At 71.1% G+C, this 21543-nt stretch carries 19 protein-coding genes; 12 read left to right on the top strand and 7 right to left on the bottom strand.

Annotated elements, in window-relative coordinates; genetic code table 11:
- Positions 1 to 2: 2 nt before the first annotated feature.
- The gene (locus ACF09J_RS09880) at positions 3 to 1019 is read right to left on the bottom strand and encodes a 4-hydroxy-3-methylbut-2-enyl diphosphate reductase (protein WP_392304872.1); all 1017 of its coding nucleotides are present in this window, start codon (positions 1017 to 1019) and stop codon (positions 3 to 5) included.
- 90 nt (positions 1020 to 1109) lie between these two features.
- Here ACF09J_RS09880 and xseA point away from each other — a divergent pair, with 90 nt between their 5' ends.
- Positions 1110 to 2318, top strand: a complete 1209-nt coding sequence (xseA, locus tag ACF09J_RS09875) for an exodeoxyribonuclease VII large subunit (RefSeq protein ID WP_392304871.1) — start codon at positions 1110 to 1112, stop codon at positions 2316 to 2318.
- Positions 2319 to 2327: 9 nt separating this feature from the next.
- Positions 2328 to 2564: an exodeoxyribonuclease VII small subunit gene (locus ACF09J_RS09870; protein WP_392304870.1), complete on the top strand. Its 237-nt coding sequence runs from the start codon at positions 2328 to 2330 to the stop codon at positions 2562 to 2564.
- 12 nt (positions 2565 to 2576) lie between these two features.
- On the opposite strand, the gene ACF09J_RS09865 is transcribed toward ACF09J_RS09870, so the two are convergent.
- The gene (locus tag ACF09J_RS09865; RefSeq protein WP_392304869.1) at positions 2577 to 3101 is read right to left on the bottom strand and encodes a DUF4245 domain-containing protein; all 525 of its coding nucleotides are present in this window, start codon (positions 3099 to 3101) and stop codon (positions 2577 to 2579) included.
- Between the two features lie 127 nt (positions 3102 to 3228).
- Here ACF09J_RS09865 and glpX point away from each other — a divergent pair, with 127 nt between their 5' ends.
- Positions 3229 to 4263, top strand: coding sequence for a class II fructose-bisphosphatase (glpX, locus tag ACF09J_RS09860; RefSeq protein WP_392304868.1), 1035 nt, complete (start codon positions 3229 to 3231; stop codon positions 4261 to 4263).
- Between the two features lie 123 nt (positions 4264 to 4386).
- Here glpX and ACF09J_RS09855 read toward each other — a convergent pair whose 3' ends face one another.
- A complete protein-coding gene (locus ACF09J_RS09855; protein WP_392304867.1) occupies positions 4387 to 4764 on the bottom strand; it encodes a WhiB family transcriptional regulator in 378 nt (125 codons plus the stop codon).
- A gap of 140 nt (positions 4765 to 4904) precedes the next feature.
- On the bottom strand, positions 4905 to 5600 hold the full coding sequence (locus ACF09J_RS09850; protein ID WP_392304866.1) for a DUF1707 domain-containing protein: 696 nt from the start codon (positions 5598 to 5600) through the stop codon (positions 4905 to 4907).
- A 188-nt stretch (positions 5601 to 5788) separates the two neighbouring features.
- Between ACF09J_RS09850 and ACF09J_RS09845 the strand changes: the two genes are divergently transcribed.
- The 4 genes from ACF09J_RS09845 to ACF09J_RS09830 all read left to right on the top strand — a co-directional run bounded on the left by ACF09J_RS09845 (position 5789) and on the right by ACF09J_RS09830 (position 12196).
- A complete protein-coding gene (locus ACF09J_RS09845) occupies positions 5789 to 7483 on the top strand; it encodes a fumarate hydratase (RefSeq protein WP_392304865.1) in 1695 nt (564 codons plus the stop codon).
- A gap of 105 nt (positions 7484 to 7588) precedes the next feature.
- Positions 7589 to 8974, top strand: coding sequence for a class II fumarate hydratase (locus ACF09J_RS09840; RefSeq protein ID WP_392304864.1), 1386 nt, complete (start codon positions 7589 to 7591; stop codon positions 8972 to 8974).
- Between the two features lie 72 nt (positions 8975 to 9046).
- A complete protein-coding gene (locus ACF09J_RS09835) occupies positions 9047 to 9739 on the top strand; it encodes a DUF402 domain-containing protein (protein WP_392304863.1) in 693 nt (230 codons plus the stop codon).
- 300 nt (positions 9740 to 10039) lie between these two features.
- Entirely contained in the window at positions 10040 to 12196 is a 2157-nt protein-coding gene (locus tag ACF09J_RS09830) for a SpoIIE family protein phosphatase (protein ID WP_392304862.1), read from the top strand.
- Positions 12197 to 12297: 101 nt separating this feature from the next.
- Here the strand turns inward: ACF09J_RS09830 and ACF09J_RS09825 are convergent, their stop codons facing one another.
- Both ACF09J_RS09825 and ACF09J_RS09820 read right to left on the bottom strand, forming a co-directional pair.
- The gene (locus ACF09J_RS09825) at positions 12298 to 12747 is read right to left on the bottom strand and encodes a DUF2690 domain-containing protein (protein ID WP_392304861.1); all 450 of its coding nucleotides are present in this window, start codon (positions 12745 to 12747) and stop codon (positions 12298 to 12300) included.
- Positions 12748 to 13013: 266 nt separating this feature from the next.
- On the bottom strand, positions 13014 to 15356 hold the full coding sequence (locus ACF09J_RS09820; RefSeq protein WP_392304860.1) for a transglycosylase domain-containing protein: 2343 nt from the start codon (positions 15354 to 15356) through the stop codon (positions 13014 to 13016).
- Positions 15357 to 15615: 259 nt separating this feature from the next.
- Between ACF09J_RS09820 and ACF09J_RS09815 the strand changes: the two genes are divergently transcribed.
- The 5 genes from ACF09J_RS09815 to ACF09J_RS09795 all read left to right on the top strand — a co-directional run bounded on the left by ACF09J_RS09815 (position 15616) and on the right by ACF09J_RS09795 (position 20526).
- Positions 15616 to 16581 (top strand): SPFH domain-containing protein, encoded by a 966-nt coding sequence (locus ACF09J_RS09815; RefSeq protein WP_392304859.1) that lies wholly within the window; start codon positions 15616 to 15618, stop codon positions 16579 to 16581.
- Positions 16578 to 16835 carry a hypothetical protein gene (locus ACF09J_RS09810; RefSeq protein WP_392304858.1) on the top strand — a complete coding sequence of 86 codons (258 nt, stop codon included), beginning with the start codon at positions 16578 to 16580 and terminating at the stop codon, positions 16833 to 16835. Before ACF09J_RS09815 ends, ACF09J_RS09810 begins: the two co-directional genes overlap by 4 nt.
- Before the next feature lie 105 nt (positions 16836 to 16940).
- Positions 16941 to 17465: a PadR family transcriptional regulator gene (locus ACF09J_RS09805; RefSeq protein WP_392304857.1), complete on the top strand. Its 525-nt coding sequence runs from the start codon at positions 16941 to 16943 to the stop codon at positions 17463 to 17465.
- Entirely contained in the window at positions 17462 to 18151 is a 690-nt protein-coding gene (locus tag ACF09J_RS09800; protein ID WP_392304856.1) for an ABC transporter ATP-binding protein, read from the top strand. Before ACF09J_RS09805 ends, ACF09J_RS09800 begins: the two co-directional genes overlap by 4 nt.
- A 68-nt stretch (positions 18152 to 18219) precedes the next feature.
- The gene (locus ACF09J_RS09795; protein ID WP_392304855.1) at positions 18220 to 20526 is read left to right on the top strand and encodes an ABC transporter permease; all 2307 of its coding nucleotides are present in this window, start codon (positions 18220 to 18222) and stop codon (positions 20524 to 20526) included.
- 41 nt (positions 20527 to 20567) lie between these two features.
- On the opposite strand, the gene ACF09J_RS09790 is transcribed toward ACF09J_RS09795, so the two are convergent.
- Positions 20568 to 21527, bottom strand: coding sequence for a hydrogen peroxide-inducible genes activator (locus ACF09J_RS09790; protein ID WP_392304854.1), 960 nt, complete (start codon positions 21525 to 21527; stop codon positions 20568 to 20570).
- Between the last annotated feature and the right edge of the window lie 16 nt (positions 21528 to 21543).

The raw sequence follows: 21543 nt of genomic DNA, 5'->3' as shown, positions 1-21543 counted from the left end.
CGTCACTGCCGCGTCGTACCGGACCCTCCGCGCTCGGCGACCAGCGTGGCCGCCTCCTCGCGGAGGTCCCGGCGGAGCTCCTTGGGCAGGGAGAAGGTGATGGACTCCTCGGCCGCCTTGACGATCTCCACGTCCTCGAAGCCGCGCTGCCCCAGCCATTCGAGCACCTCCTCGACCAGGACCTCAGGCACGGAGGCGCCCGAGGTCAGGCCGACCGTGGAGACGCCGTCCAGCCAGCTCTCGTCGATCTCGTCGGCGAAGTCCACGAGGTACGCCTCGCGCGCGCCCGCGAGCTTCGCGACCTCCACCAGCCGCTTGGAGTTGGAGGAGTTGCGGGAGCCGACGACGATCACCAGGTCGGCCTCGGCGCCCATCTGCTTCACGGCGAGCTGACGGTTCTGCGTGGCGTAGCAGATGTCGTCGCTGGGCGGGGAGAGAAGCTGCGGGAACTTGTCCTGGAGCGCGTCGACGGTCTCCATGGTCTCGTCGACCGAGAGCGTGGTCTGCGACAGCCACACGACCCGGGAGGGGTCGCGGACCTCGACGTTCGCGACGTCCTCGGGGCCGTCGACGAGCTGGATGTGCTCGGGGGCCTCGCCCGTGGTGCCGATGACCTCCTCGTGGCCCTCGTGCCCGATCAGGAGGATGTCGTAGTCCTCCTTGGCGAACCGGACGGCCTCCTTGTGGACCTTGGTCACCAGGGGGCAGGTGGCGTCGATGGTGGCAAGCCGGCCTCGCTCGGCCTCCTCGTGGACGGTGGGGGCCACGCCGTGCGCCGAGAACATCACGATGTTCCCCGGCGGCACCTCCTCCGTGCGCTCGACGAAGACGGCGCCCTTCTTCTCCAGGGTCTGCACGACGTACTTGTTGTGGACGATCTCGTGCCGGACATAGATCGGAGCCCCGTACTGCTCCAGGGCTTTCTCGACAGCGATCACGGCGCGGTCCACACCCGCGCAGTAGCCCCGGGGGGCGGCGAGCAGAACACGGCGGCCAGACGAAGCAGTCATGCCCCCCATCGTAAGGCCGCCGCCGCGGCTCGAAGATCGGCCCGTGAGCGGCGGGCGAGGGGGTGGGGGTTGTCGGTGGGGGCGGTTACTCTCGCGGTCATGGCTGTCTCCACGTCTCCCGAAGCTCCCCTGCCCGTCGGTGAGGTGTCACGGCTGATCGGGGGGTGGATCGAGCGGCTCGGCGCGGTGTGGGTCGAGGGGCAGATCACGCAGTTGTCGCGGCGCCCGGGTGCGGGCGTGGTCTTCCTGACGCTGCGCGATCCGTCGTACGACATCTCCGTCAGCGTGACCTGCTACCGCCAGGTGTTCGACGCGATCGCCGACGTGGTCGGCGAGGGCGCGCGGGTGGTGGTGCTCGCCAAACCGGAGTGGTACGCGCCGCGCGGGCAGCTCTCGCTGCGGGCCGCCGAGATAAGGCCGGTGGGCGTCGGTGAGCTGCTGGCCCGGCTGGAGCAGCTCAAGAAGAACCTGGCGGCGGAGGGCCTGTTCGCGGCCGAGCGGAAGAAGCCCCTGCCCTTCCTGCCGCAGCTCGTCGGGCTGGTCTGCGGCCGGGCGTCCGCGGCGGAGCGGGACGTGCTGGAGAACGCCCGGCACCGCTGGCCCGCGGTCCGCTTCGAGGTGCGCAACGTCGCCGTGCAGGGCGTGCACGCCGTCCCGCAGGTCGTACAGGCCGTCAAGGAGCTGGACTCGATCGCCGGTGTGGACGTGATCATCGTGGCGCGCGGCGGCGGCAGCGTGGAGGACCTGCTGCCGTTCTCCGACGAGCAGCTCGTGCGGGCGGTCGCCTCCTGCCGTACGCCCGTGGTGTCCGCGATCGGGCACGAGCCGGACACGCCGCTGCTCGACTACGTCGCCGACCTGCGCGCCTCCACCCCGACCGACGCCGCCAAGAAGGTCGTGCCGGACGTCGGTGAGGAGTACGAGCGGGTACGGCAGCTTCGGGACCGGGCCCGCAGGTGCGTGCGGGCGCTCGTGGAGCGGGAGGAGCGGGGGCTCGCCCACGCGCTCGCCCGGCCCTGCATGGAGGACCCGCACCGCATGATCGACGAGCGCGAGGACCAGATCGCGTCGGTCCTCGACCGCGGCCGGCGCACCCTGCGGCATCTGCTGGACCGCGCGGACTCGGAGCTGACGCACACGCACGCGCGCGTGGTGGCCCTCTCCCCCGCCGCGACCCTCCGGCGCGGTTACGCGGTGCTCCAGAAGGCGGACGGGCACGTGGTCCGCGACCCGGGAGAGGTGACGGCGGACGAGGCCCTGCGGGCCCGGGTCGCCGAGGGCGAGTTCACGGTTCGTGTCGACGCATAGGGTGGGCGGATGACAAGCAAGGCGGATGAGGCGCTCGGATACGAGCAGGCACGGGACGAGCTGATCGACGTCGTCCGGCGCCTGGAGGCGGGCGGTACGAGCCTGGAGGAGTCCCTCGCCCTGTGGGAGCGCGGCGAGGAACTGGCCAAGGTGTGCCGCCACTGGCTGGAGGGCGCCCGGGCCCGGCTCGACGCGGCACTCGCCGAGGAGACGGAAGGCGAGGGGCCGGAGGACGGCTCGGCGTAGGGCGGCGGGCCGTCAGGACGTCTTCAGGGCCCGCGCCATCGTCGTGAGCTGGTCGAAGGAGGCCGTGCCGGCCACCACCGTCGTGGATCCCTCGGTGCCCTCCAGGACGAGCGCGTCGTAGCGGCCGCCGGTGTAGCGCGTCCACGTACGGCCGTCGATCTCCTCGGTGACCTTCGTGGCGTGACCGCCCACGCTGGCCGCGTCGATGAAGTCCTTGCGCTTCTGCGCGGACTGCTCGACCGCCACGTACTGACCCTCGGGATCCTGGAAGCCGAGGTGCCAGTGCTCCTTCTCGTTCGCCCGGAACCGGACCGAGGTGGCCTTCCAGGTGTCGGGCAGGCCCTCGGGCGCCGCCACCGGGTACGACGCCGCCCGGCGTGCGGTGGTCAACTCGATGCGGTAGTCGACCCGCTGGATGTCGGGAGCCTTGGTGTCGTGCGGGACGAAGAGGTAGATCACCGCCGCCGCGATCCCGATCAGGCCCAGGGAGAGGATCATGTCCCGGACCGTCTTCTGCTTGCCGTTCGAACCTGCCACGCCCCCTATCGTCGCAGGTGCTCGTCCCGCTCATCCGTGGGGTCCCCTGCTCATTCTGTCCGTCCGGAGATAGAGTCGGGGCCAACACCCTCATCCGGCCGTCGTCGTATCAGAAAGGTGCGCTCCGATGACCGAGCATCATCATCTGCCCTCAGAGCTCGAGGTGCCCTCAGAGGCGCCCGACCGCAACATCGCCCTGGAACTCGTCCGGGTGACCGAGGCCGCGGCCATGGCCGCGGGCCGCTGGGTCGGGCGCGGTGACAAGAACGGCGCCGACGGCGCCGCCGTGCGCGCCATGCGCTCCCTCGTCTCCACCGTGTCGATGAACGGCGTCGTCGTCATCGGCGAGGGCGAGAAGGACGAGGCCCCGATGCTCTTCAACGGCGAACACGTCGGTGACGGCACCGGGCCGGAGGTCGACATCGCCGTCGACCCCATCGACGGCACCACCCTGACCGCCAAGGGCATGCCGAACGCGATCGCGGTCCTCGCCGCCGCCGAGCGCGGCGCGATGTTCGACCCCTCCGCCGTGTTCTACATGGACAAGCTGGTCACCGGCCCGGACGCGGCCGACTTCGTCGACATCGACGCCCCGGTGTCCGTGAACATCCGGCGCGTGGCCAAGGCCAAGCGGTCCACGCCGGAGGACGTCACGGTGGTCATCCTGGACCGGCCTCGGCACGAGGACATGATCCGGGAGATCCGGGAGACGGGCGCCCGCATCAAGCTGATCTCCGACGGCGACGTGGCCGGCTCGATCCTGGCGCTGCGCGACGGCACCGGCATCGACCTGCTGCTCGGCATCGGCGGCACGCCCGAGGGCATCATCTCGGCCTGCGCCGTGAAGTGCCTGGGCGGCACGATCCAGGGCAAGCTGTGGCCGAAGGACGACGAGGAGCGGCAGCGCGCGATCGACGCGGGCCACGACCTGGACCGCGTGCTGACCACGGACGACCTGGTCTCCGGCGAGAACGTCTTCTTCGTCGCCACCGGCATCACCGACGGCGAACTGATGCGCGGTGTGCGCTACCGCGCCGAGACGGCGACGACCGACTCGATCGTGATGCGGTCCAAGTCCGGCACGGTCCGCCGGATCGACTCCGAGCACCGGCTGAGCAAGCTGCGGGCGTACAGCGCGATCGACTTCGACCGCGCGAAGTAGCCGGCCCACGGGTCCGTGACGGCGATGGGGCGCTCCCGGTGCGGAGGGGGCGCCCCAGGCGCGTACGGGCCCGGAGACGTCCGGAGGGCCCGCGGGCGTACGGAGTGCCTGCGGGCACAGGGGCTACCCCGCGGCCGCTATGCGTCCCGTGGTACGGGCCGCCTTCTTCAGTTCCAGGTCGCGGCGGCGGCGCCGGGCCAGGACGACGCGGCGCTCGGCGGCGGTGAGACCGCCCCAGACGCCGTACGGCTCGGGTTGCAGCAGCGCGTGCTCACGGCACTCGACCATGACCGGGCAGCGCGCGCAGACCCGCTTGGCCGCCTCCTCGCGGGACAGCCGCGCGGCGGTGGGCTCCTTGGAGGGTGCGAAGAACAGGCCCGCCTCGTCGCGCCGGCACACCGCCTCGGTGTGCCAGGGCGCGTCCTGATCCCTGTCACGCGCCGGCGCCCGCTGGGCCGGAACGGCAGCTACCTGCAGCGACGAATGCGGCGGTTGCAGCACGGTCTTCTCCTGACGACGGCTTCGCGAGCGGGAGGGTCCAAGAGACGATGCAGCAAGGCCTACCCGCTGTACGCGCGCCTATGCACTGAGTTCCCAACCGCCCGACCGTGACCGCCGGCGTCCGCGAACGACCGCTGTTGTCACATGTGCTTGCGCAGATGCTTGTCCACCTTGCGCTGGACCCGGTCGAGAATGTCCGCGACGAGCTTGCCCCGCCTCGGCCGCGCCTCGACGTTGCCCAGCACGGCCCAGCCGTCGACGTAGACGACGGGCGCCTCGGACTCGCCCGAGTCCAGGGTGACCACCTCGAAGTTGCCGAGGACGCCGCCGCCGGTGCCGCGCAGCGACACGTTCTCCGGGACGCGGACCTGCACGTCGCCGAAGACCGAGACGGCCTTGATCACGACCTGCTGGTACTCGAAGACCGCCTCGCTGAGGTCGATCTCCACGCTGCCGAAGACCGCGTACGCGTGCACCCGGCGCCCGGGGCGCCAGCGGCCGCGGCGGGTGGCCTGGCTGAACACCGCGACCACGCTCTCGTCGGCGACGGGGGGTATCGCGCCGGCCTCCGGCCGGTTCGGCGCCGGGGTGTACGCGGCGGCCGCGCGGCCCTGGTGGGCGGCCGGCAGGTCCTGGATGAAGACCTCCAGCTCGCCGACCGTCTTGGCGTTCAGCACCCCCTCGACGCGCTCGGCGTGCTCGTCCGCGTTGAGACGGCCCTCGGCGAGGGCCTCGCGCAGGATGTCGGCGATACGGTCACGGTCGGCGTCCGAGGCACGCAGTGCGGCGACAGGTGCGGCGGCCGTACGCGGTTCGGTCTGCTTCTGAAGGTCCACGGCAGCAGGGTACCGAAACGCGATAGATCGCGACTAGGGGTGTGGACGACGGGCGCGCCGCGCACCGCGCACCGCGCCGGTTCACGCTGAGCCGGACCTCACAGGTTCACCGTCGGTGCCAGGTTCTACGCTGGGTGTCGCCCACCGATGTCGGCGGGCAGCCGTCTGCCGAGTGAGGAATGGGCCAGATGCCGCACTACTCCCCCCCTGCCCGCCCTGCGTTCGCGTACACCGATCTACTCCCCCAGGGTGAGGACACCACCCCGTACCGGCTGGTGACGTCCGAGGGCGTCTCCACCGTCGAGGGACCCGACGGGCGTACGTTCCTCAAGGTCGAGCCGGAGGCGCTGCGCAAGCTGGCCGAGGAGGCCGTCCACGACATCCAGCACTATCTGCGTCCGGCCCACCTGGCCCAGCTCCGCCGCATCATCGACGACCCGGAGGCCAGCGCGAACGACAAGTTCGTCGCCCTGGACCTGCTGAAGAACGCGAACATCGCGGCGGCCGGCGTGCTGCCCATGTGCCAGGACACCGGCACGGCGATCGTCATGGGCAAGCGCGGCCAGAACGTGCTGACGGCGGGCGAGGACGAGAAGGCCCTGTCCCGAGGTGTTTACGACGCCTACACCAAGCTGAACCTGCGCTACTCGCAGATGGCCCCGCTCACCATGTGGGAGGAGAGGAACACCGGTTCCAACCTGCCCGCTCAGATCGAGCTGTACGCGACGGACGGCGGCGCCTACAAGTTCCTGTTCATGGCCAAGGGCGGGGGCTCGGCCAACAAGTCCTTCCTGTACCAGGAGACGAAGGCCGTCCTGAACGAGGCCTCCATGATGAAGTTCCTGGAGGAGAAGATCCGTTCGCTGGGCACCGCCGCCTGCCCGCCGTACCACCTGGCGATCGTGGTCGGCGGCACGAGCGCGGAGTACGCCCTGAAGACGGCGAAGTACGCCTCCGCGCACTACCTGGACAACCTGCCGACCGAGGGCTCGCCGCTCGGGCACGGCTTCCGGGACGAGGACCTGGAGCAGAAGGTCTTCGAGCTGACGCAGCGGATCGGGATCGGCGCGCAGTTCGGCGGCAAGTACTTCTGCCACGACGTGCGCGTGGTCCGGCTGCCGCGGCACGGCGCGTCCTGCCCGGTCGCGATCGCGGTGTCCTGCTCGGCGGACCGGCAGGCCCTGGCGAAGATCACGCCCGAGGGCGTGTTCCTGGAGGAGCTGGAGAAGGACCCGGCGCGGTTCCTGCCGGAGACCACGGACGAGCACCTGGACGAGTCGTCGGACGTGGTCCGCATCGACCTCAACCAGCCCATGGAGTCGATCCTCGCCGAGCTGACCAAGTACCCGGTCAAGACCCGGCTGTCGCTGACCGGCCCGCTGGTCGTGGCCCGGGACATCGCCCACGCCAAGATCAAGGAGCGGCTCGACGCGGGCGAGGAGATGCCGCAGTACCTCAAGGACCACCCGGTGTACTACGCGGGCCCGGCCAAGACCCCCGAGGGCTACGCGTCCGGTTCCTTCGGCCCGACCACGGCCGGCCGCATGGACTCCTACGTCGAGCAGTTCCAGGCGGCCGGCGGCTCCAAGGTGATGCTGGCCAAGGGCAACCGCAGCAAGCAGGTCACGGACGCGTGCGGCACCCACGGCGGCTTCTACCTCGGCTCGATCGGCGGTCCTGCGGCCCGGCTGGCCCAGGACTGCATCAAGAAGGTCGAGGTCGTGGAGTACGAGGAGCTCGGCATGGAGGCCGTCTGGAGGATCGAGGTCGAGGACTTCCCGGCGTTCGTCGTCGTCGACGACAAGGGCAACGACTTCTTCCAGAACCCCGCCCCGCAGCCGACGTTCACGTCGATCCCGGTCCGGGGCCCCGGTCTGGCCTGAGCGCCGGTCCCCCGCAGACCTCCTGGAGCCCCCGGCAGCCGCCGGGGGCTCCCCCGTTCGGCCCACCGCCGGAACATCCTCACCGCCGTCCGCGCTGTACGCGGCATGAGCGAATACCGCACCGAGCACGACTCCATGGGCGAAGTCCAGGTCCCCGTCCACGCCAAGTGGCGTGCCCAGACGCAGCGGGCGGTGGAGAACTTCCCCGTCTCCGGGCAGCGGCTCGAACGCGCGCACATCGAGGCGCTGGCCCGGATCAAGGGCGCCGCCGCCACGGTCAACGCGCGGCTCGGGGTGCTGGACGAGGACGTCGCCGAGGCGATCCGGGAGGCGGCGGCCGAGGTCGCCGAGGGCAAGTGGGACGAGCACTTCCCGGTCGACGTGTTCCAGACCGGTTCCGGGACCTCGTCCAACATGAACACCAACGAGGTCATCGCCACCCTCGCCGGCGAGCGGCTGGGCCGGGACGTGCACCCGAACGACCACGTCAACGCCTCGCAGTCCTCCAACGACGTCTTCCCGTCGTCGATCCACATCGCCGCCACCGCCGCCGTCACCCGCGATCTCGTCCCCGCCCTCGACCACCTCGCGAGCGCGCTCACCCGCAAGGCCGAGGAGTTCGCCGACGTGGTGAAGTCCGGGCGGACGCACCTGATGGACGCCACCCCCGTGACCCTCGGCCAGGAGTTCGCCGGGTACGCCGCCCAGGTGCGGTACGGCGTCGAGCGGCTGAACGCCTCCCTGCCCCGGCTGGCCGAGCTGCCGCTCGGCGGGACCGCCGTCGGCACCGGCATCAACACCCCGCCCGGCTTCTCCGCCGCCGTGATCGAGGAGGTCGCCCGCGCCACCGGGCTGCCGCTCACCGAGGCCCGGGACCACTTCGAGGCGCAGGGCGCCAGGGACGGCATCGTCGAGACCAGCGGCCAGCTGCGGACCATCGCCGTGGGGTTGACGAAGATCGCCAATGATCTGCGGTGGATGGCCTCGGGACCCAGGACCGGGCTCGCCGAGATCTCCCTGCCCGACCTCCAGCCCGGCTCCTCGATCATGCCCGGCAAGGTCAATCCGGTCGTCCCCGAGGCCGTCCTCATGGTGTGCGCCCAGGTCGTCGGCAACGACGCCACCGTCGCCACCGCCGGCGCCGCCGGCAACTTCGAGCTCAACGTCATGCTCCCGGTCATCGCCAAGAACGTGCTGGAGTCGGTCCGGCTGCTGGCCAACGTCTCCCGGCTGCTCGCCGACCGGACGGTGGACGGGATCGTCGCCCACCGCGAACGGGCCCGCGAGTACGCCGAGTCCTCGCCGTCCGTGGTCACCCCGCTCAACAAGTACCTGGGGTACGAGGAGGCGGCGAAGGTCGCCAAGAAGGCGCTGGCCGAGCAGAAGACGATCCGTCAGGTCGTCGTCGAGGGCGGCTATGTCGAGCGCGGTCTGCTCACGGAGGAACAACTCGACCGGGCGCTGGACGTCCTGCGGATGACGCACCCGTAACCACGTGCCGCCGAAGCGTGAACGATGACGTCCTGCGGGGCGGAGGATGCCCCGGGCACCTAATATTTGCCCATGGCACACGACGGAGCGACCGCACCCGCGACGACGGGCGGTGCGACGGCGCCCTGGACCCCCGGCAGCCGGATCCTGTGGCGGTACCGGGAGAACGGCGGCGCGCGCTTCCACATCGTGCGGCCCGTGACCGTCGTGCGGGACGACCCGGGGCTGCTCGCCGTGTGGATGGCGCCCGGCACCGAGTGCGTCAGACCCGTGCTCGCCGACGGCACACCGGTGCACCTGGAACCGCTCGCGTCGCGCTACACCAAGCCGCGCACCGTGCGGCGCGACCGCTGGTTCGGCACGGGCGTGCTGAAACTGGCCAGGCCCGGCAAGCCCTGGTCGGTGTGGCTGTTCTGGGAGCCCGGCTGGCGGTTCAAGAACTGGTACGTCAACCTGGAGGAGCCGCTGGCCCGTTGGGCGGGCGGGGTCGACTCCGAGGACCACTTCCTGGACATCTCCGTCCATCCGGACCGCAGTTGGCACTGGAGGGACGAGGACGAGTTCGCGCAGGCGCAGCGCGACGGACTGGTGGACGCCGAACTCGCCGAGCGGGTACGGGCCGCGGGCCGTGAGGTGGTGGAGACGATCCGCGCCTGGCGGCCGCCGTTCAGTGAGTCCTGGCAGCAGTGGCGCCCGGACCCGGCCTGGGAGGTACCGTCACTGCCGGACGACTGGGACCGCACCCCCACGCGCGTGGCCTCATGAGACCCTTGATGCGCCCCCGGGCGGGAACCGTAGGATCGTCCTCCGCAACAGGCGCAGGGCCGGTACCAACTCCCGGAGCGACAACCGGGACTGATCGAACGTCACCGAGGGGCGGCAGGTCGTGAGCGAGGGGTACGAGGGCAACACCCGTGCGGACCACGGTCGGTCCGCCGGTGGCACAGCAACAGCCTCTGACCACGCCGGAAATCCGTTCCTGGGGCATGTATTCCGGGTATCGGGTCTTCGGCGGGACGAACTGCGCGCCCGGCGCGCAGCCCCGGACGGATGGATTCGACACGCGTGACGGAGCAGCCGACCTCCTTCGAACGCCCCCAGCCGGGCGGCGACCCCGCGGACGCCCGTGGGGCGCTTCTGCGTACCCCCGCCGCCCCGGGGGCCGCGGCCTTACCGCTTCAGTCCGGCCCGGCAGACGACGCACCGCGTCCGGCCGCCGCGGCCGGATCCGAGCACTCCCAGCCGGCGTCCGCCGAGCCCGACGCGCACCGACCGCGCCCCGCGCCGGAGGGCATCCCCGCCCAGCCGGACGCGGCGGCCAGGGTCGCCGGGGGCAGGACCGGCGACGGCGGGGCCCCCGACGGCGCCGGGGCCGATCGGGCGGACGCCGAGGCGTCCCGAGCGGCGGGCGGGCCCGGCGACCAGGAGCGCCGGGCCGGGCGCGGCGTGCCTCCGGGCGGCCAGGAGCGCCGTACCGGGAAGGGGCTGCCGCCCGGGCGGACGCTGCCGATGCGGCGGGACGGGGACCGGTTGCGGTTCGTGGGGGCGGCCACCCGGCGCATCGCCCGCGGCCTGGACCTCGACGAGATCGTCCTGGGGCTGTGCCGGGCCACCGTACCCACCTTCTCCGACGCCATCCTCGTGTATCTGCGCGAGCCGCTGCCGGTGGGCGACGAGCGGCCCGCGGGCCCTCTCGTCCTGCGGCTGCGGCGTACCGACCGGATACCGGCGGAGCGCGAACCCGAACTGGGGTTCATGCCGGCGCCGGTCCCGGAGCAGCCGGCCGAGCTGTCGGCGGTGACCAACGAGCTGTGCGAGGTCCGGCCCGGCTCCGCGCTGGGCGAGGTGCTGCGCGGCGTGCGTCCGGTGTTCACGGACACCCCGGCCGCCCATCTGGCGCTGGCGGAACTCCTCGGCGAGGACTCCGAACTGGTCGTGCCCGACGGGCAGCGCACCATTCTCGCCCCGCTGCGCGGCCGGCGCCGGGTGATCGGCGCCGCGCTGTTCCTGCGCCGTCCGGAGCGCCACCCCTTCCAGCCCGACGACCTGCTCGTCGCGGCGCAGCTCGCCACGCACAGCGCCCTCGGCATCGACAAGGCGGTGCTGTACGGCCGCGAGGCGTACATCGCCGACGAGCTGCAGCGCACCATGCTCCCGGAGACCCTGCCCCGCCCCACCGGCGTACGGCTGGCCTCCCGCTATCTGCCCGCCGCGGAGACCGCGCGGGTCGGCGGCGACTGGTACGACGCGATCCCGCTGCCCGGCAGCCGGGTCGCCCTCGTCGTCGGCGACGTCATGGGTCACTCCATGACCTCGGCCGCGATCATGGGCCAGCTGCGCACCACCGCGCAGACCCTGGCCGGGCTCGACCTGCCGCCGCAGGAGGTGCTGCACCACCTCGACGAGCAGGCGCAGCGCCTGGGCTCCGACCGCATGGCGACCTGCCTCTACGCCGTCTACGATCCCGTCACGCACCGCATCACCATCGCCAACGCCGGCCATCCGCCGCCGGTCCTGCTGCACCTGGGCGGCCGCGCCGAGGTGCTGCGGGTGCCGCCGGGCGCGCCGATCGGCGTCGGCGGCGTCGACTTCGAGGCGGTGGAGCTGGACGCCCCGGCGGGCGCGACCCTGCTGCTCTACACCGACGGCCTGGTCGAGTCGCGGCTGCGGGACGTGTGGACGGGCATAGAGCAGCTGCGCGAGAAGCTCTCGGCGACCGCGCAGCTCACCGGCCCCGATCACCCGCCGCCGCTGGAGGCGCTGTGCGACGAGGTACTCGACATGCTCGGACCGGGCGACCGGGACGACGACATCGCGCTCCTCGCCGCCCGCTTCGACGGGATCGCGCCGAGCGACGTGGCGTACTGGACCCTGGACCCGGAGGACGCCGCCCCCGGTCAGGCCCGCCGCCTGGCCCGCCGGGCGCTGTCCCGCTGGGGCCTGGAGGAGCTGACCGACTCCGTGGAGCTGCTGATCAGCGAGGTCGTCACCAACGCGGTGCGCTACGCCTCCCGGCCGGTCACCCTGCGCCTGCTGCGCACGGATGTGCTGCGCTGCGAGGTCGGCGACGACGTCCCGCAGCTGCCGCGCCTGCGCCAGGCCCGCGCCACGGACGAGGGCGGACGCGGCCTCTACCTGGTCAACCGGCTGGCCAGGCGCTGGGGCGCGACCCGGCTCAGCACGGGCAAGGTGGTCTGGTTCGAGGTCGCCACCCGGCCGTGAACGACCGGGCCCGGAACCGGCAGCGAATACCACAATGATCCGGGGCCGCTTTCCGAGAAGGAAACGCGGCCCCGTCAATCAAGTCGTGCAGAGCGAAGATGCTAGAACTTCGTGCTGCACAGGAGCGGATAAAGGTCGCTGTCGAAGCGGACGCAGACACGGTAGTAGTAGCTACTTCCGCCGAGCATGTTCGACCAGTCGCTCTTGCCGTAGCCGGGCGTCCGAACGGCCAAGGACTTCAGAAGCTTTCCATTGCCGTCGTACTTCTCGATCGTCGCGGTCGAGTCGTAAATCGACGGGTCGGCGTTGTTGGTGACCCGCACCCAGCCCGCCAGACAGTTGGTGGACCAGCGAAGCTCCGCCACCCTTCCGTTGTTGTTGATCGATCTCATCGTCGTGGCGCCCGCGTCACAGCTGTACGTGACGGGCCCCTTGTTGTCGCAGCCGGACCCCGAACAACCCGCCGCGTACGAGGTGCCGGCGAGCGGAATCATCGTCATGGCCGACGCCGCGATACCGACGAGTGCCAGCCTGGCCGAGTTTTTGCGCATGACAAAGCCTCCCTGCGTCTTCTCATCCGTGCACCAACCCCCAGGAGCGCAGCGCACAGTGCCGGTGGATCCCCTTCCACCGACGCCGAGGAGCTTGATCCATGCATGTCATCCCAAGCAAGGATTTCCTCGACGGTTTCTCAATCCAGCCATGTCTTGGCCGAAAAACCTCCCGGCTCGCCGGAAGGCGACGAACGGCAAGGGGCGCCCGGCCGGACCGGGCGCCCCTTCGTCCTGCTCACCTCGCGGTGATCACCGCATGCCGCTCACTGGTCGTTGGCGTTGGGAAGGAGCGGACTGCCGCTGAGGCCGTCCGTCGGCTCCCTGCTCGTCGACGGGTCGCTCGGCGTCTGCGACGGTGTCTGGCTCGGCGTCTGCGACGGCGTCTCGCTGGGCGTGTCGCTGGGCGACTCGGACACCGTCGGCGGGGTGCTCGAGGGCGTCTCGGACGGAGTCTCGCTCGGCGACTCCGAGACCGTCGGGGACGTGGACGGCTCCACGGCGGCACCCTGCTTGGTGTCGAGGTCGAACTTGCTGACCTCGCCCATCGCGTTGAAGGTGTAGTCGGCCCAGATCTGCGCGGGGAAGCCACCGCCGTTGACGCGCGGCACGCCACCCGCCCCGTACAGCGGGACGTGCTTGCCGTTCTGCTTCAGGTCCTCGCCGAACAGGCCGACCGAGGTGACCAGGTCCGGCGTGTAGCCGGTGAACCAGGCCGACCGGTTCTTGTCGGAGGTGCCCGTCTTGCCCGCCACCTGCTGGCCGTTGCGCCGCGGGTTGTCCCGCACCGACGTCTTGGCCGTACCGTCGTCGACCACGCCGGTCAGCACGGAGGTGACCGTGTCGGCGGCCTCGCGGCTGATGACCTGCTCGCCGATCGGGTCGGCCATCTTGACCGTACGGTCCTTCTGCTCGGCCGACTTGACGATGGTCGGGGTGACCTTCTTGCCGTGGTTGTCGAGGGTGGCGTAGATCCCGGCCATCTCCAGCGGGCTGGCGCCCATGGAACCCAGGGTCTGGGCCGGTACCGCCTGCATGCCCTTGGTGTCCATGCCGAGCTTGCCGGCGACGTCCATCACCCTGTCCATGCCCACGTCGACGCCCATCTGCGCGAAGACGGAGTTGACGGACTGGTTCATGGCCGTCTGGACCGTGATGTTCCCGTAGTTCCGGTCGTCCTCGTTGGGCGGGCCGAAGCCGACCTTGGTGCCGTGGTCCACGGCCTGGCGGCCGCTGGTGCCGTCGTAGACGGTGTTCGCCGTGATCGGCCGGCCGTCCTGGGTCCTGGAGTCCTCCTCCAGCGCCGCGGCCAGGATCACCGGCTTGAAGGTGGAGGCCGGCTGGAAGTCCCGCCGGGTCGCGTTGCTGAAGTAGTGCTTCAAGTAGTCCTCGCCGCCGTACAGGGCGAGAATCTCCCCGGACTTCGGGTCGACGGAGACGGCACCGGCCTGGACGTGCTTGTCCACCGGCCGCTTCTTCGGGTCGAGCTTGCTGGTCAGCTGGGACTTGACCGCCTCCTCCAGCGCGGCCTGCTTCTTCTTGTCGATGTTCAGGGTGATGGTCCAGCCCTGGGCCTCGACAGTCTGCTCCGCCTGCCCCTGGGTCAGGCCCTGGTCCTTCATCAACTGCCGCTCGAGCTGCTGGTTGGCCAGCGCGATCAGGTAGCCCTTCTGGCCCTCCTGCCCGGGAGCGGGCCGGGGTTCCTTGGGCACGGGGAACTTCATGGCCTGCCGCTTGCCGGCGTTCAGCCAGCCCTGCTTGACCATGTTGTCCAGCACGTAGTTCCAGCGCTGCTGCGCGAGCCGCTTGCCGGTGTCGCTCGCGACGGCCCAGTCGTACTGGCTGGGAGCCTGCATCAGCGCGGCGAGGTACGCGCCCTGCTCGACCTTGAGGTCCTTGGCGTCGACGCGGTAGTAGGCCTGCGCGGCGGCCTGGATGCCGTAGGCGCCCCGGCCGTAGTAGCTGGTGTTGATGTACCCGGCGAGGATCTCGTCCTTCGTCATCCGCTGGTCCACCTTCAACGAGATGACCAGTTCCTTCAGCTTGCGCGTGACGGTCTGGTCCTGGTTGAGGTAGAAGTTCTTGACGTACTGCTGGGTGATCGTCGATCCGCCCTGCGCGCCCTTGCCGCTCAGCGTGTTGAGCAGACCGCGGGCGGTGCCCTTCAGATCGACGCCGTTGTCGGTGTAGAAGGTCTTGTTCTCGGCCGCGACGAAACAGCGCTGGACGGCCTTGGGCACCTTGGACAGGTCCACCACCTCGCGGTTGACCTCGCCGGTACGGGCCAGGACCGAGCCGTCGCTGTACTTGTAGACGTTGCTCTGGCGCTTCGCGTCGGCGTTGCCCTCGGGTACGTCCACCACCAGGTACAGCACGATGAAGGCGCCCATGCCCAGCAGGCAGACGCCGAGGAAGGCACCGAGGACCTTCTTCCAGGTGAACAGGCGGCGCAGGCCGCCCTTTCCCTTGGCCGGCCGGGCGGCCCTGCGGGCCGCGACCCTGCCGCCGCCCTCGGGACCTATGCCGGCCGCCGGCGTCCCGGACGAGCGCTGGGGCGCCGCGCGGCGGCCACCGCGCTGTCGCGCTCGTCTCTCTTCCGCTCGTCCCATGGGTCCGTACGCTCCGCTTCGGTCTCGGCTGTCACTCAGGTGCGTGGTCCAGGTCAGCTCAGAAAGCTAACACCGCTGCCTATGACAAAGACGTTCTGATCCGCCCCATTACGGACGTGAGAATCAGCACCTGTCCCACTGGAACCGACGTTCCAGGGGCACCAAGGGTTGCCGCGACGCCGTAAAGTGTTATCACTTAGCTAGCAAGAAATCAGGGTCCGCGACAACGGCGGACCCACGACGGCCAGGGGGATTCGCCATGCCCGCACAGCCGGCGCACGACACCGCGACCGCCGCTCCGCACCACCTCGCACAGGACTCCGCGCCCGAGATGCCCCAACCGCGGGTGCGGGAGTTCCCGGCGCACAGCATCGGGGGCGGGCTCGCCCTGCTCCTCGGCCTCCTCGGACTGCTGGTCGCGGCGGCCCTGCTGGTGGGCGGTGTGAACACCTCGGGCACCGGCGCCAAGGCCGCGCTGATCGTCGTCGCGCTCCTGGTCGGCATCGGCGCGCTGCTCGCGATGTGCGGGCTGAACACGGTGGCGCCGGGCGAGGCCCGGGTCGTCCAGCTCTTCGGCCGCTACCGGGGCACGATCCGCGAGGACGGGCTGCGCTGGGTGAACCCCTTCACCTCCCGGACGAAGATCTCCACCCGGGTCCGCAACCACGAGACCGCCGTACTCAAGGTCAACGACGCCTACGGCAACCCCATCGAACTCGCCGCGGTCGTGGTCTGGAAGGTACGGGACACCGCGCAGGCCACCTTCGAGGTGGACGACTTCCTGGAGTTCGTCTCCACCCAGACCGAAGCGGCCGTACGGCACATCGCCATCGAGTACCCCTACGACGCCCACGACGAGGACGGCCTGTCCCTGCGGGGCAACGCCGAGGAGATCACCGAGAAGCTCGCCGCCGAACTGCACGCGCGCGTGGAGGCGGCCGGAGTGCAGATCGTCGAGTCCCGCTTCACGCATCTCGCCTACGCCCCCGAGATCGCCTCGGCGATGCTCCAGCGGCAGCAGGCCGGCGCGGTCGTCGCGGCCCGCCGGGAGATCGTGGACGGCGCGGTCGGCATGGTCGAGGCGGCGCTCGCCCGGATCTCCGAGCAGGGGATCGTGGAACTGGACGAGGAGCGCAAGGCGGCGATGGTCTCCAACCTGATGGTGGTGCTGTGCGGGGACCGGGCGCCGCAGCCCGTGCTCAACACCGGGACGCTCTACCAGTGACCGCCACCGAGGAAGGGTCCACGCCCGGCCGCCGGCCGCGGCAGCGCAAGCAGGTGCTGCTGCGGCTGGACCCCGCCGTCCACGACGCGCTCGCCCGCTGGGCCTCGGACGAGCTCCGCTCGGCCAACGCCCAGATCGAGTTCCTGCTGCGCCGCGCCCTCGCGGAGGCGGGCCGGCTGCCCGGCGGGACCGGCCCCCTCCCACGCCGTGGCCGCCCTCCGCGCACCCCGCGACCACCCGAGGGACCCTCGTAGCAGAACCGTGACAATCGCCTCCCACCTGCGCGATCACCCCTTCCGTCGCCACGTGGACACAGGGTGTATACATGCTGCGTATACACCCTGTGTAGAGTCACCGGCATGTCCATCGGTCACACCCTCCTGGGGCTCCTTGAGTCCGGCCCGCGTCACGGTTACGACCTGAAGCGGGCCTTCGACGAAAAGTTCGGTCACGACCGGCCGCTGCACTACGGCCAGGTCTACTCGACGATGTCCCGGCTGCTGAAGAACGGACTCGTCGAGGTCGACGGGATCGAGGCGGGCGACGGCCCCGAGCGCAAGCGGTACGCGATCACCGAGGCCGGCGTCACCGACGTGGAGCGGTGGCTCGCCACTCCGGAGAAGCCGGAGCTGTACCTGCAGTCGACGCTCTACACCAAGGTCGTCCTCGCGCTGCTCACCCACCGCGACGCCGCCGACGTCCTCGACACCCAGCGCGCCGAGCACCTGCGCAGCATGCGGATCCTGACCGAACGCAAGCGCAAGGGGGATCTCGCCGACCAGCTCATCTGCGACCACGCCCTGTTCCACCTCGAGGCCGATCTGCGCTGGCTCGAGCTGACCGCGGCCCGCCTCGACAAGCTCCGTGAGGAGGTGGCCCGATGACCCCTCCCCCCGGCTCCCTGCTGGCCGCCGAGAACCTGCGCAAGGCATACGGCCCGACCACCGCTCTGGACGGCGCCGGCTTCTCCATCCACGCCGGCGAGGTCGTCGCCGTGATGGGCCCCTCCGGCTCCGGCAAGTCCACACTGCTGCACTGCCTCGCCGGGATCGTCACCCCCGACTCGGGTTCGATCACCTACGACGGCCGTGAGCTGTCGACCATGACCGACGCCCAGCGCAGCGCGCTCAGGCGCTCGGAGTTCGGCTTCGTCTTCCAGTTCGGCCAGTTGGTGCCCGAGCTGACCTGCGTGGAGAACGTGGCCCTGCCGCTCAGGCTGAACGGCACCTCCCGCAAGGAGGCCGAGCGGGCGGCGCTGGAGTGGATGCGCCGGCTGGAGGTCGACGACCTGCGCAGGAAGCGGCCGGGCGAGGTCTCCGGCGGCCAGGGCCAGCGCGTCGCGGTCGCCCGGGCCCTGGTCACCGAGCCGCGCGTGCTGTTCGCCGACGAACCGACCGGCGCGCTGGACTCGCTCAACGGCGAGCGCGTGATGGAACTGCTCACGGAGGCCGCCCGGTCCTCCAACGCGGCGGTCGTCCTGGTCACCCACGAGGCACGGGTCGCCGCCTACTCCGACCGCGAGATCGTCGTACGCGACGGCAAGTCCCGGGACATGGAGCGAGTCGTATGAGCGTGCGATGGGGGCACCTCCCTGCTCGAGCGCAGTCGAGAGCTTGGGGGAGGGCACGCGACCTGAGCATGGGGGCCAGGTTCGCGTTCACGGGGGGACGCGAGGGATGGCTCCGGGTCGTGCTCACGGCGGTCGGCGTCGGGCTCGGCGTGGCACTGCTGCTGCTCACGACCGCGATACCGAGCGCGCTGTCGGTACGGCACGACCGGAGCGAGGCCCGCGAGGACTACACCTACAGCCAGAACCCCCCGCAGAAGGCCGACGACACCCTGGTCATCGCGGACATCGACACCACGTACGGCGAGAAGGAGGTGCGCGGACGGCTGGTGGAGCCCGAGGGTCCGCGGGCGCCGCTTCCCCCGGGGGTGGCCGCGTACCCGAAGCCGGGCGAGATGGTGGTCTCCCCCGCGCTCAGGGAACTGCTCGACTCCGGCTCCGGAAGGCTGCTGCGGGAGCGGCTGCCGTACCGCGTGACCGGCACCATCGCCGAGAGCGGGCTCATCGGCTCCCGCGAACTGGCCTACTACGCGGGCGTGGAGAACCTGGCGCCGCGCATCAACGGCTGGCAGGTGGCCCGGATCAAGGAGTTCGGCAGTCCGCAGCGGACGGAGCGCTCGGACCCGGTGCTGCTGCTGCTCGTGATGGTCGTCTTCGTGGCGCTGCTGATGCCGGTGGCCGTGTTCATCGCCGCGGCGGTGCGGTTCGGCGGCGAGCAGCGCGACCGCAGGCTCGCCGCGCTCCGGCTGGTCGGCTCCGACAGCCTGATGACCCGCCGGATCGCGGCCGGCGAGGCGCTGGGGGGCTCGCTGCTCGGACTGGTCCTCGGCACCGTCTTCTTCCTGATAGGACGTCAGGCTGCCGGGTCCGTGGAGGTCGTCGGCATCAGCGTCTTCCCCAGCTACCTCAACCCCTCTCCCTGGCTGGCCGCACTGGTCGCGGTCGCGGTGCCGGCCGCGGCGGTGCTGGTCACCCTGCTGGCGCTGCGCGGAGTGGTCATCGAGCCGCTGGGCGTGGTGCGCACCGCGAAGCCCGCGCGGCGCCGGCTGTGGTGGCGGCTGCTGCTGCCCGTCGTGGGGCTGGCGATGCTCGCCCCGATGTTCGGCCAGGGCCGGGGCAACGGGGACTTCAACCAGTATCTGGTGATCGGCGGCGTGACCCTGCTGCTGGTCGGGGTGACCGCGCTGCTGCCATGGGTCGTGGAGACCGTCGTCGCCCGGCTCGGCGGGGGCCAAGTGGCCTGGCAACTGGCGGTACGACGGCTTCAGTTGAGCAGCGGTACGGCGGCACGCCTGGTCAGCGGCATCGCGGTCGCGGTGGCCGGGGCCATCGCGCTCCAGATGCTCTTCGCGGGGGTGCAGAGCGACTACACCAAGGACTCCGGGAAGAATCTCTTCCGGGCCCAGATGGAGGTCATGGCGCCGCGGGGCTCCACCCTCACCGGGGCCGTCGAGAAGTTCTCGGCCACGAAGGGCGTGCGGAAGGCCACGGTGCTCTCCGAGGGATCGGTAAGCGACACGTCCTGGAAGAGCGAGGAGGAGGATCCTGTCTCGGCCACGGTGACGATCGGCGACTGCGTCTCCCTGCGCGAGGTGGCGCGCATGTCCTCCTGCCGCGACGGGGACGTCTTCGCCCTCAGCGGCGGCCAGTTCGACGCCGACACCGAGAAGCTGGCCAGGCCCGGCCGCAAGCTGTACTTCGACGCCTCCTCGGGTCTGGATCAGATCACGGAGTCCCCGTGGACCGTCCCGGGCACCCTCAAGCCGGCCCGCTCGGTCGAGGACCCGAGGGGAGACAGGCGCAGCGGCCTTCTCATGACGCCGGCCGCGGTGCCCGCGGGGGCGGCCGCGGCGGTCGGGGGATCGGTCTACCTGTCGATCGACCAGTCGGTGCCGAACGTGCACGAGTACGTCCGCAACACGGCGGCGGCGGTCGACCCGATGACGAACACCTACGTGTGGGTCGCCACCGAGGAGTCGAAGAAGTTCGCCTCCATCCGCACCGGACTGTTCGTCGGCGCGACCTGTGTGCTGCTGCTGATCGGGGCGAGCCTGCTGGTGTCGCAGCTGGAGCAGTTGCGGGAGCGGAAGAAGCTGCTGTCGGCGTTGGTCGCCTTCGGCACCCGGCGGCGCACGCTGAGCCTGTCGGTGCTGTGGCAGACGGCGATCCCGGTCATGCTCGGCCTGCTGCTGGCCGCGGCGGTGGGGATGACGCTGGGGGCGGTGCTGCTGAGAATGACCAACACGACGGTGTCCGTGCACTGGCCGAGCGTGCTGGCGATGACCGGCATGGGCGCGGGAGTCGTCGTCACGGTCACCCTGCTCAGCCTTCCGCCGCTGCTGCGCCTGATGCGCCCCGAGGGCCTGCGCACGGAGTGAGCACCCTGGAGCGACCCGGGACCGGGCCCCGCACCCGGGGCTCAGTCCTGGCCGTCGCCCAGCACCCGCACCGGCAGGGGCCGCAGGTCCGCGCGCAGGGCGGCGGCCAGTTCCCGGTACTCGGCGGCGCGGGCCGCGCCCCCGCGCATGGCCAGGGCGATGCGGCGGGAGGGGGCGGGGTCGGCGAAATAGCCGGTGAGGAGCTCCCTGTTGCGGGAGGTCTCGACCCTGAGGGCGGTACGGGGCAGCAAGGTGCAGCCGAGGCCGCCGGCGACGAGCTGGACAAGGGTGGACAGCCCCGCGGCGGTCGTCGTCACCGGCGCGTTCTCGCGCCCGGCCTCGCGGCAGATGTCCAGCGCCTGGTCGCGCAGGCAGTGCCCCTCGTCGAGCAGCAGCAGATTGAGCTCCTTCAGGGCCTCGCGCGCTATGCCCTCCCGGCCGCCGAGCCGGTGGTCGAGCGGGGTGACCAGGACGAAGTCCTCATCGAACAAGGGGAGTTCGACGACGCCGGGCATGCCCAGCGGGACGGCGAGGAGCAGCAGGTCGAGCCGCCCGGCGGCGAGTCCGTCCAGCAGGCTGGCGGTCTGCTCCTCGTGGACCTGGAGGTCGAGGTCGGGGTAGCGGTCGTGGACGAGCCGCAGCACGGTGGGCAGCAGATAGGGCGCGACGGTGGGGATGACACCGAGCCGCAGTACGCCGGTGAAGGGCGCCCGGACGGCCTCGGCCTCCTCCAGCAGGGCGCCGACCTCGTCGAGCACGGCCCTCGTCCGGACGGCGAGCCGTTCACCGGCGGGTGAGAGCAGCACCTTGCGCGTCGTACGCTCCAGCAGGGTGACACCGAGTGCCTCCTCCAGCGAGGAGACGGCCCCGGAGAGGGCCGGCTGGCTCATGCCGATCGCCGCGGCGGCGTCCCGGAAGTGCAGATGCTCCGCGACGGCGGCGAAGGCCCGCAACTGGGACAGGCTGGGCTGCCTGCGCTTTCCGGTATTACCGACGGTCACTGATAACTACCTCCGA

The organism is Streptomyces sp. NPDC014889 (assembly GCF_043081205.1).
In the GTDB taxonomy this organism is placed as follows: Bacteria; Actinomycetota; Actinomycetes; order Streptomycetales; family Streptomycetaceae; genus Streptomyces.
Note: the sequence above shows the minus strand (reverse complement) of the source record. Positions and strands in the feature narration are given on the sequence as shown.

Coding starts and splice junctions, on each gene's coding strand:
- ACF09J_RS09880 (WP_392304872.1), bottom strand. CDS start 1,019: ATGGGGGGCATGACTGCTTCGTCTGGCCGCCGTGTTCTGCTCGCCGCC.
- xseA (WP_392304871.1), top strand. CDS start 1,110: ATGGCTGTCTCCACGTCTCCCGAAGCTCCCCTGCCCGTCGGTGAGGTG.
- ACF09J_RS09870 (WP_392304870.1), top strand. CDS start 2,328: ATGACAAGCAAGGCGGATGAGGCGCTCGGATACGAGCAGGCACGGGAC.
- glpX (WP_392304868.1), top strand. CDS start 3,229: ATGACCGAGCATCATCATCTGCCCTCAGAGCTCGAGGTGCCCTCAGAG.
- ACF09J_RS09845 (WP_392304865.1), top strand. CDS start 5,789: ATGCCGCACTACTCCCCCCCTGCCCGCCCTGCGTTCGCGTACACCGAT.
- ACF09J_RS09840 (WP_392304864.1), top strand. CDS start 7,589: ATGAGCGAATACCGCACCGAGCACGACTCCATGGGCGAAGTCCAGGTC.
- ACF09J_RS09835 (WP_392304863.1), top strand. CDS start 9,047: ATGGCACACGACGGAGCGACCGCACCCGCGACGACGGGCGGTGCGACG.
- ACF09J_RS09825 (WP_392304861.1), bottom strand. CDS start 12,747: ATGCGCAAAAACTCGGCCAGGCTGGCACTCGTCGGTATCGCGGCGTCG.
- ACF09J_RS09820 (WP_392304860.1), bottom strand. CDS start 15,356: ATGGGACGAGCGGAAGAGAGACGAGCGCGACAGCGCGGTGGCCGCCGC.
- ACF09J_RS09815 (WP_392304859.1), top strand. CDS start 15,616: ATGCCCGCACAGCCGGCGCACGACACCGCGACCGCCGCTCCGCACCAC.
- ACF09J_RS09805 (WP_392304857.1), top strand. CDS start 16,941: ATGTCCATCGGTCACACCCTCCTGGGGCTCCTTGAGTCCGGCCCGCGT.
- ACF09J_RS09800 (WP_392304856.1), top strand. CDS start 17,462: ATGACCCCTCCCCCCGGCTCCCTGCTGGCCGCCGAGAACCTGCGCAAG.
- ACF09J_RS09795 (WP_392304855.1), top strand. CDS start 18,220: ATGGGGGCCAGGTTCGCGTTCACGGGGGGACGCGAGGGATGGCTCCGG.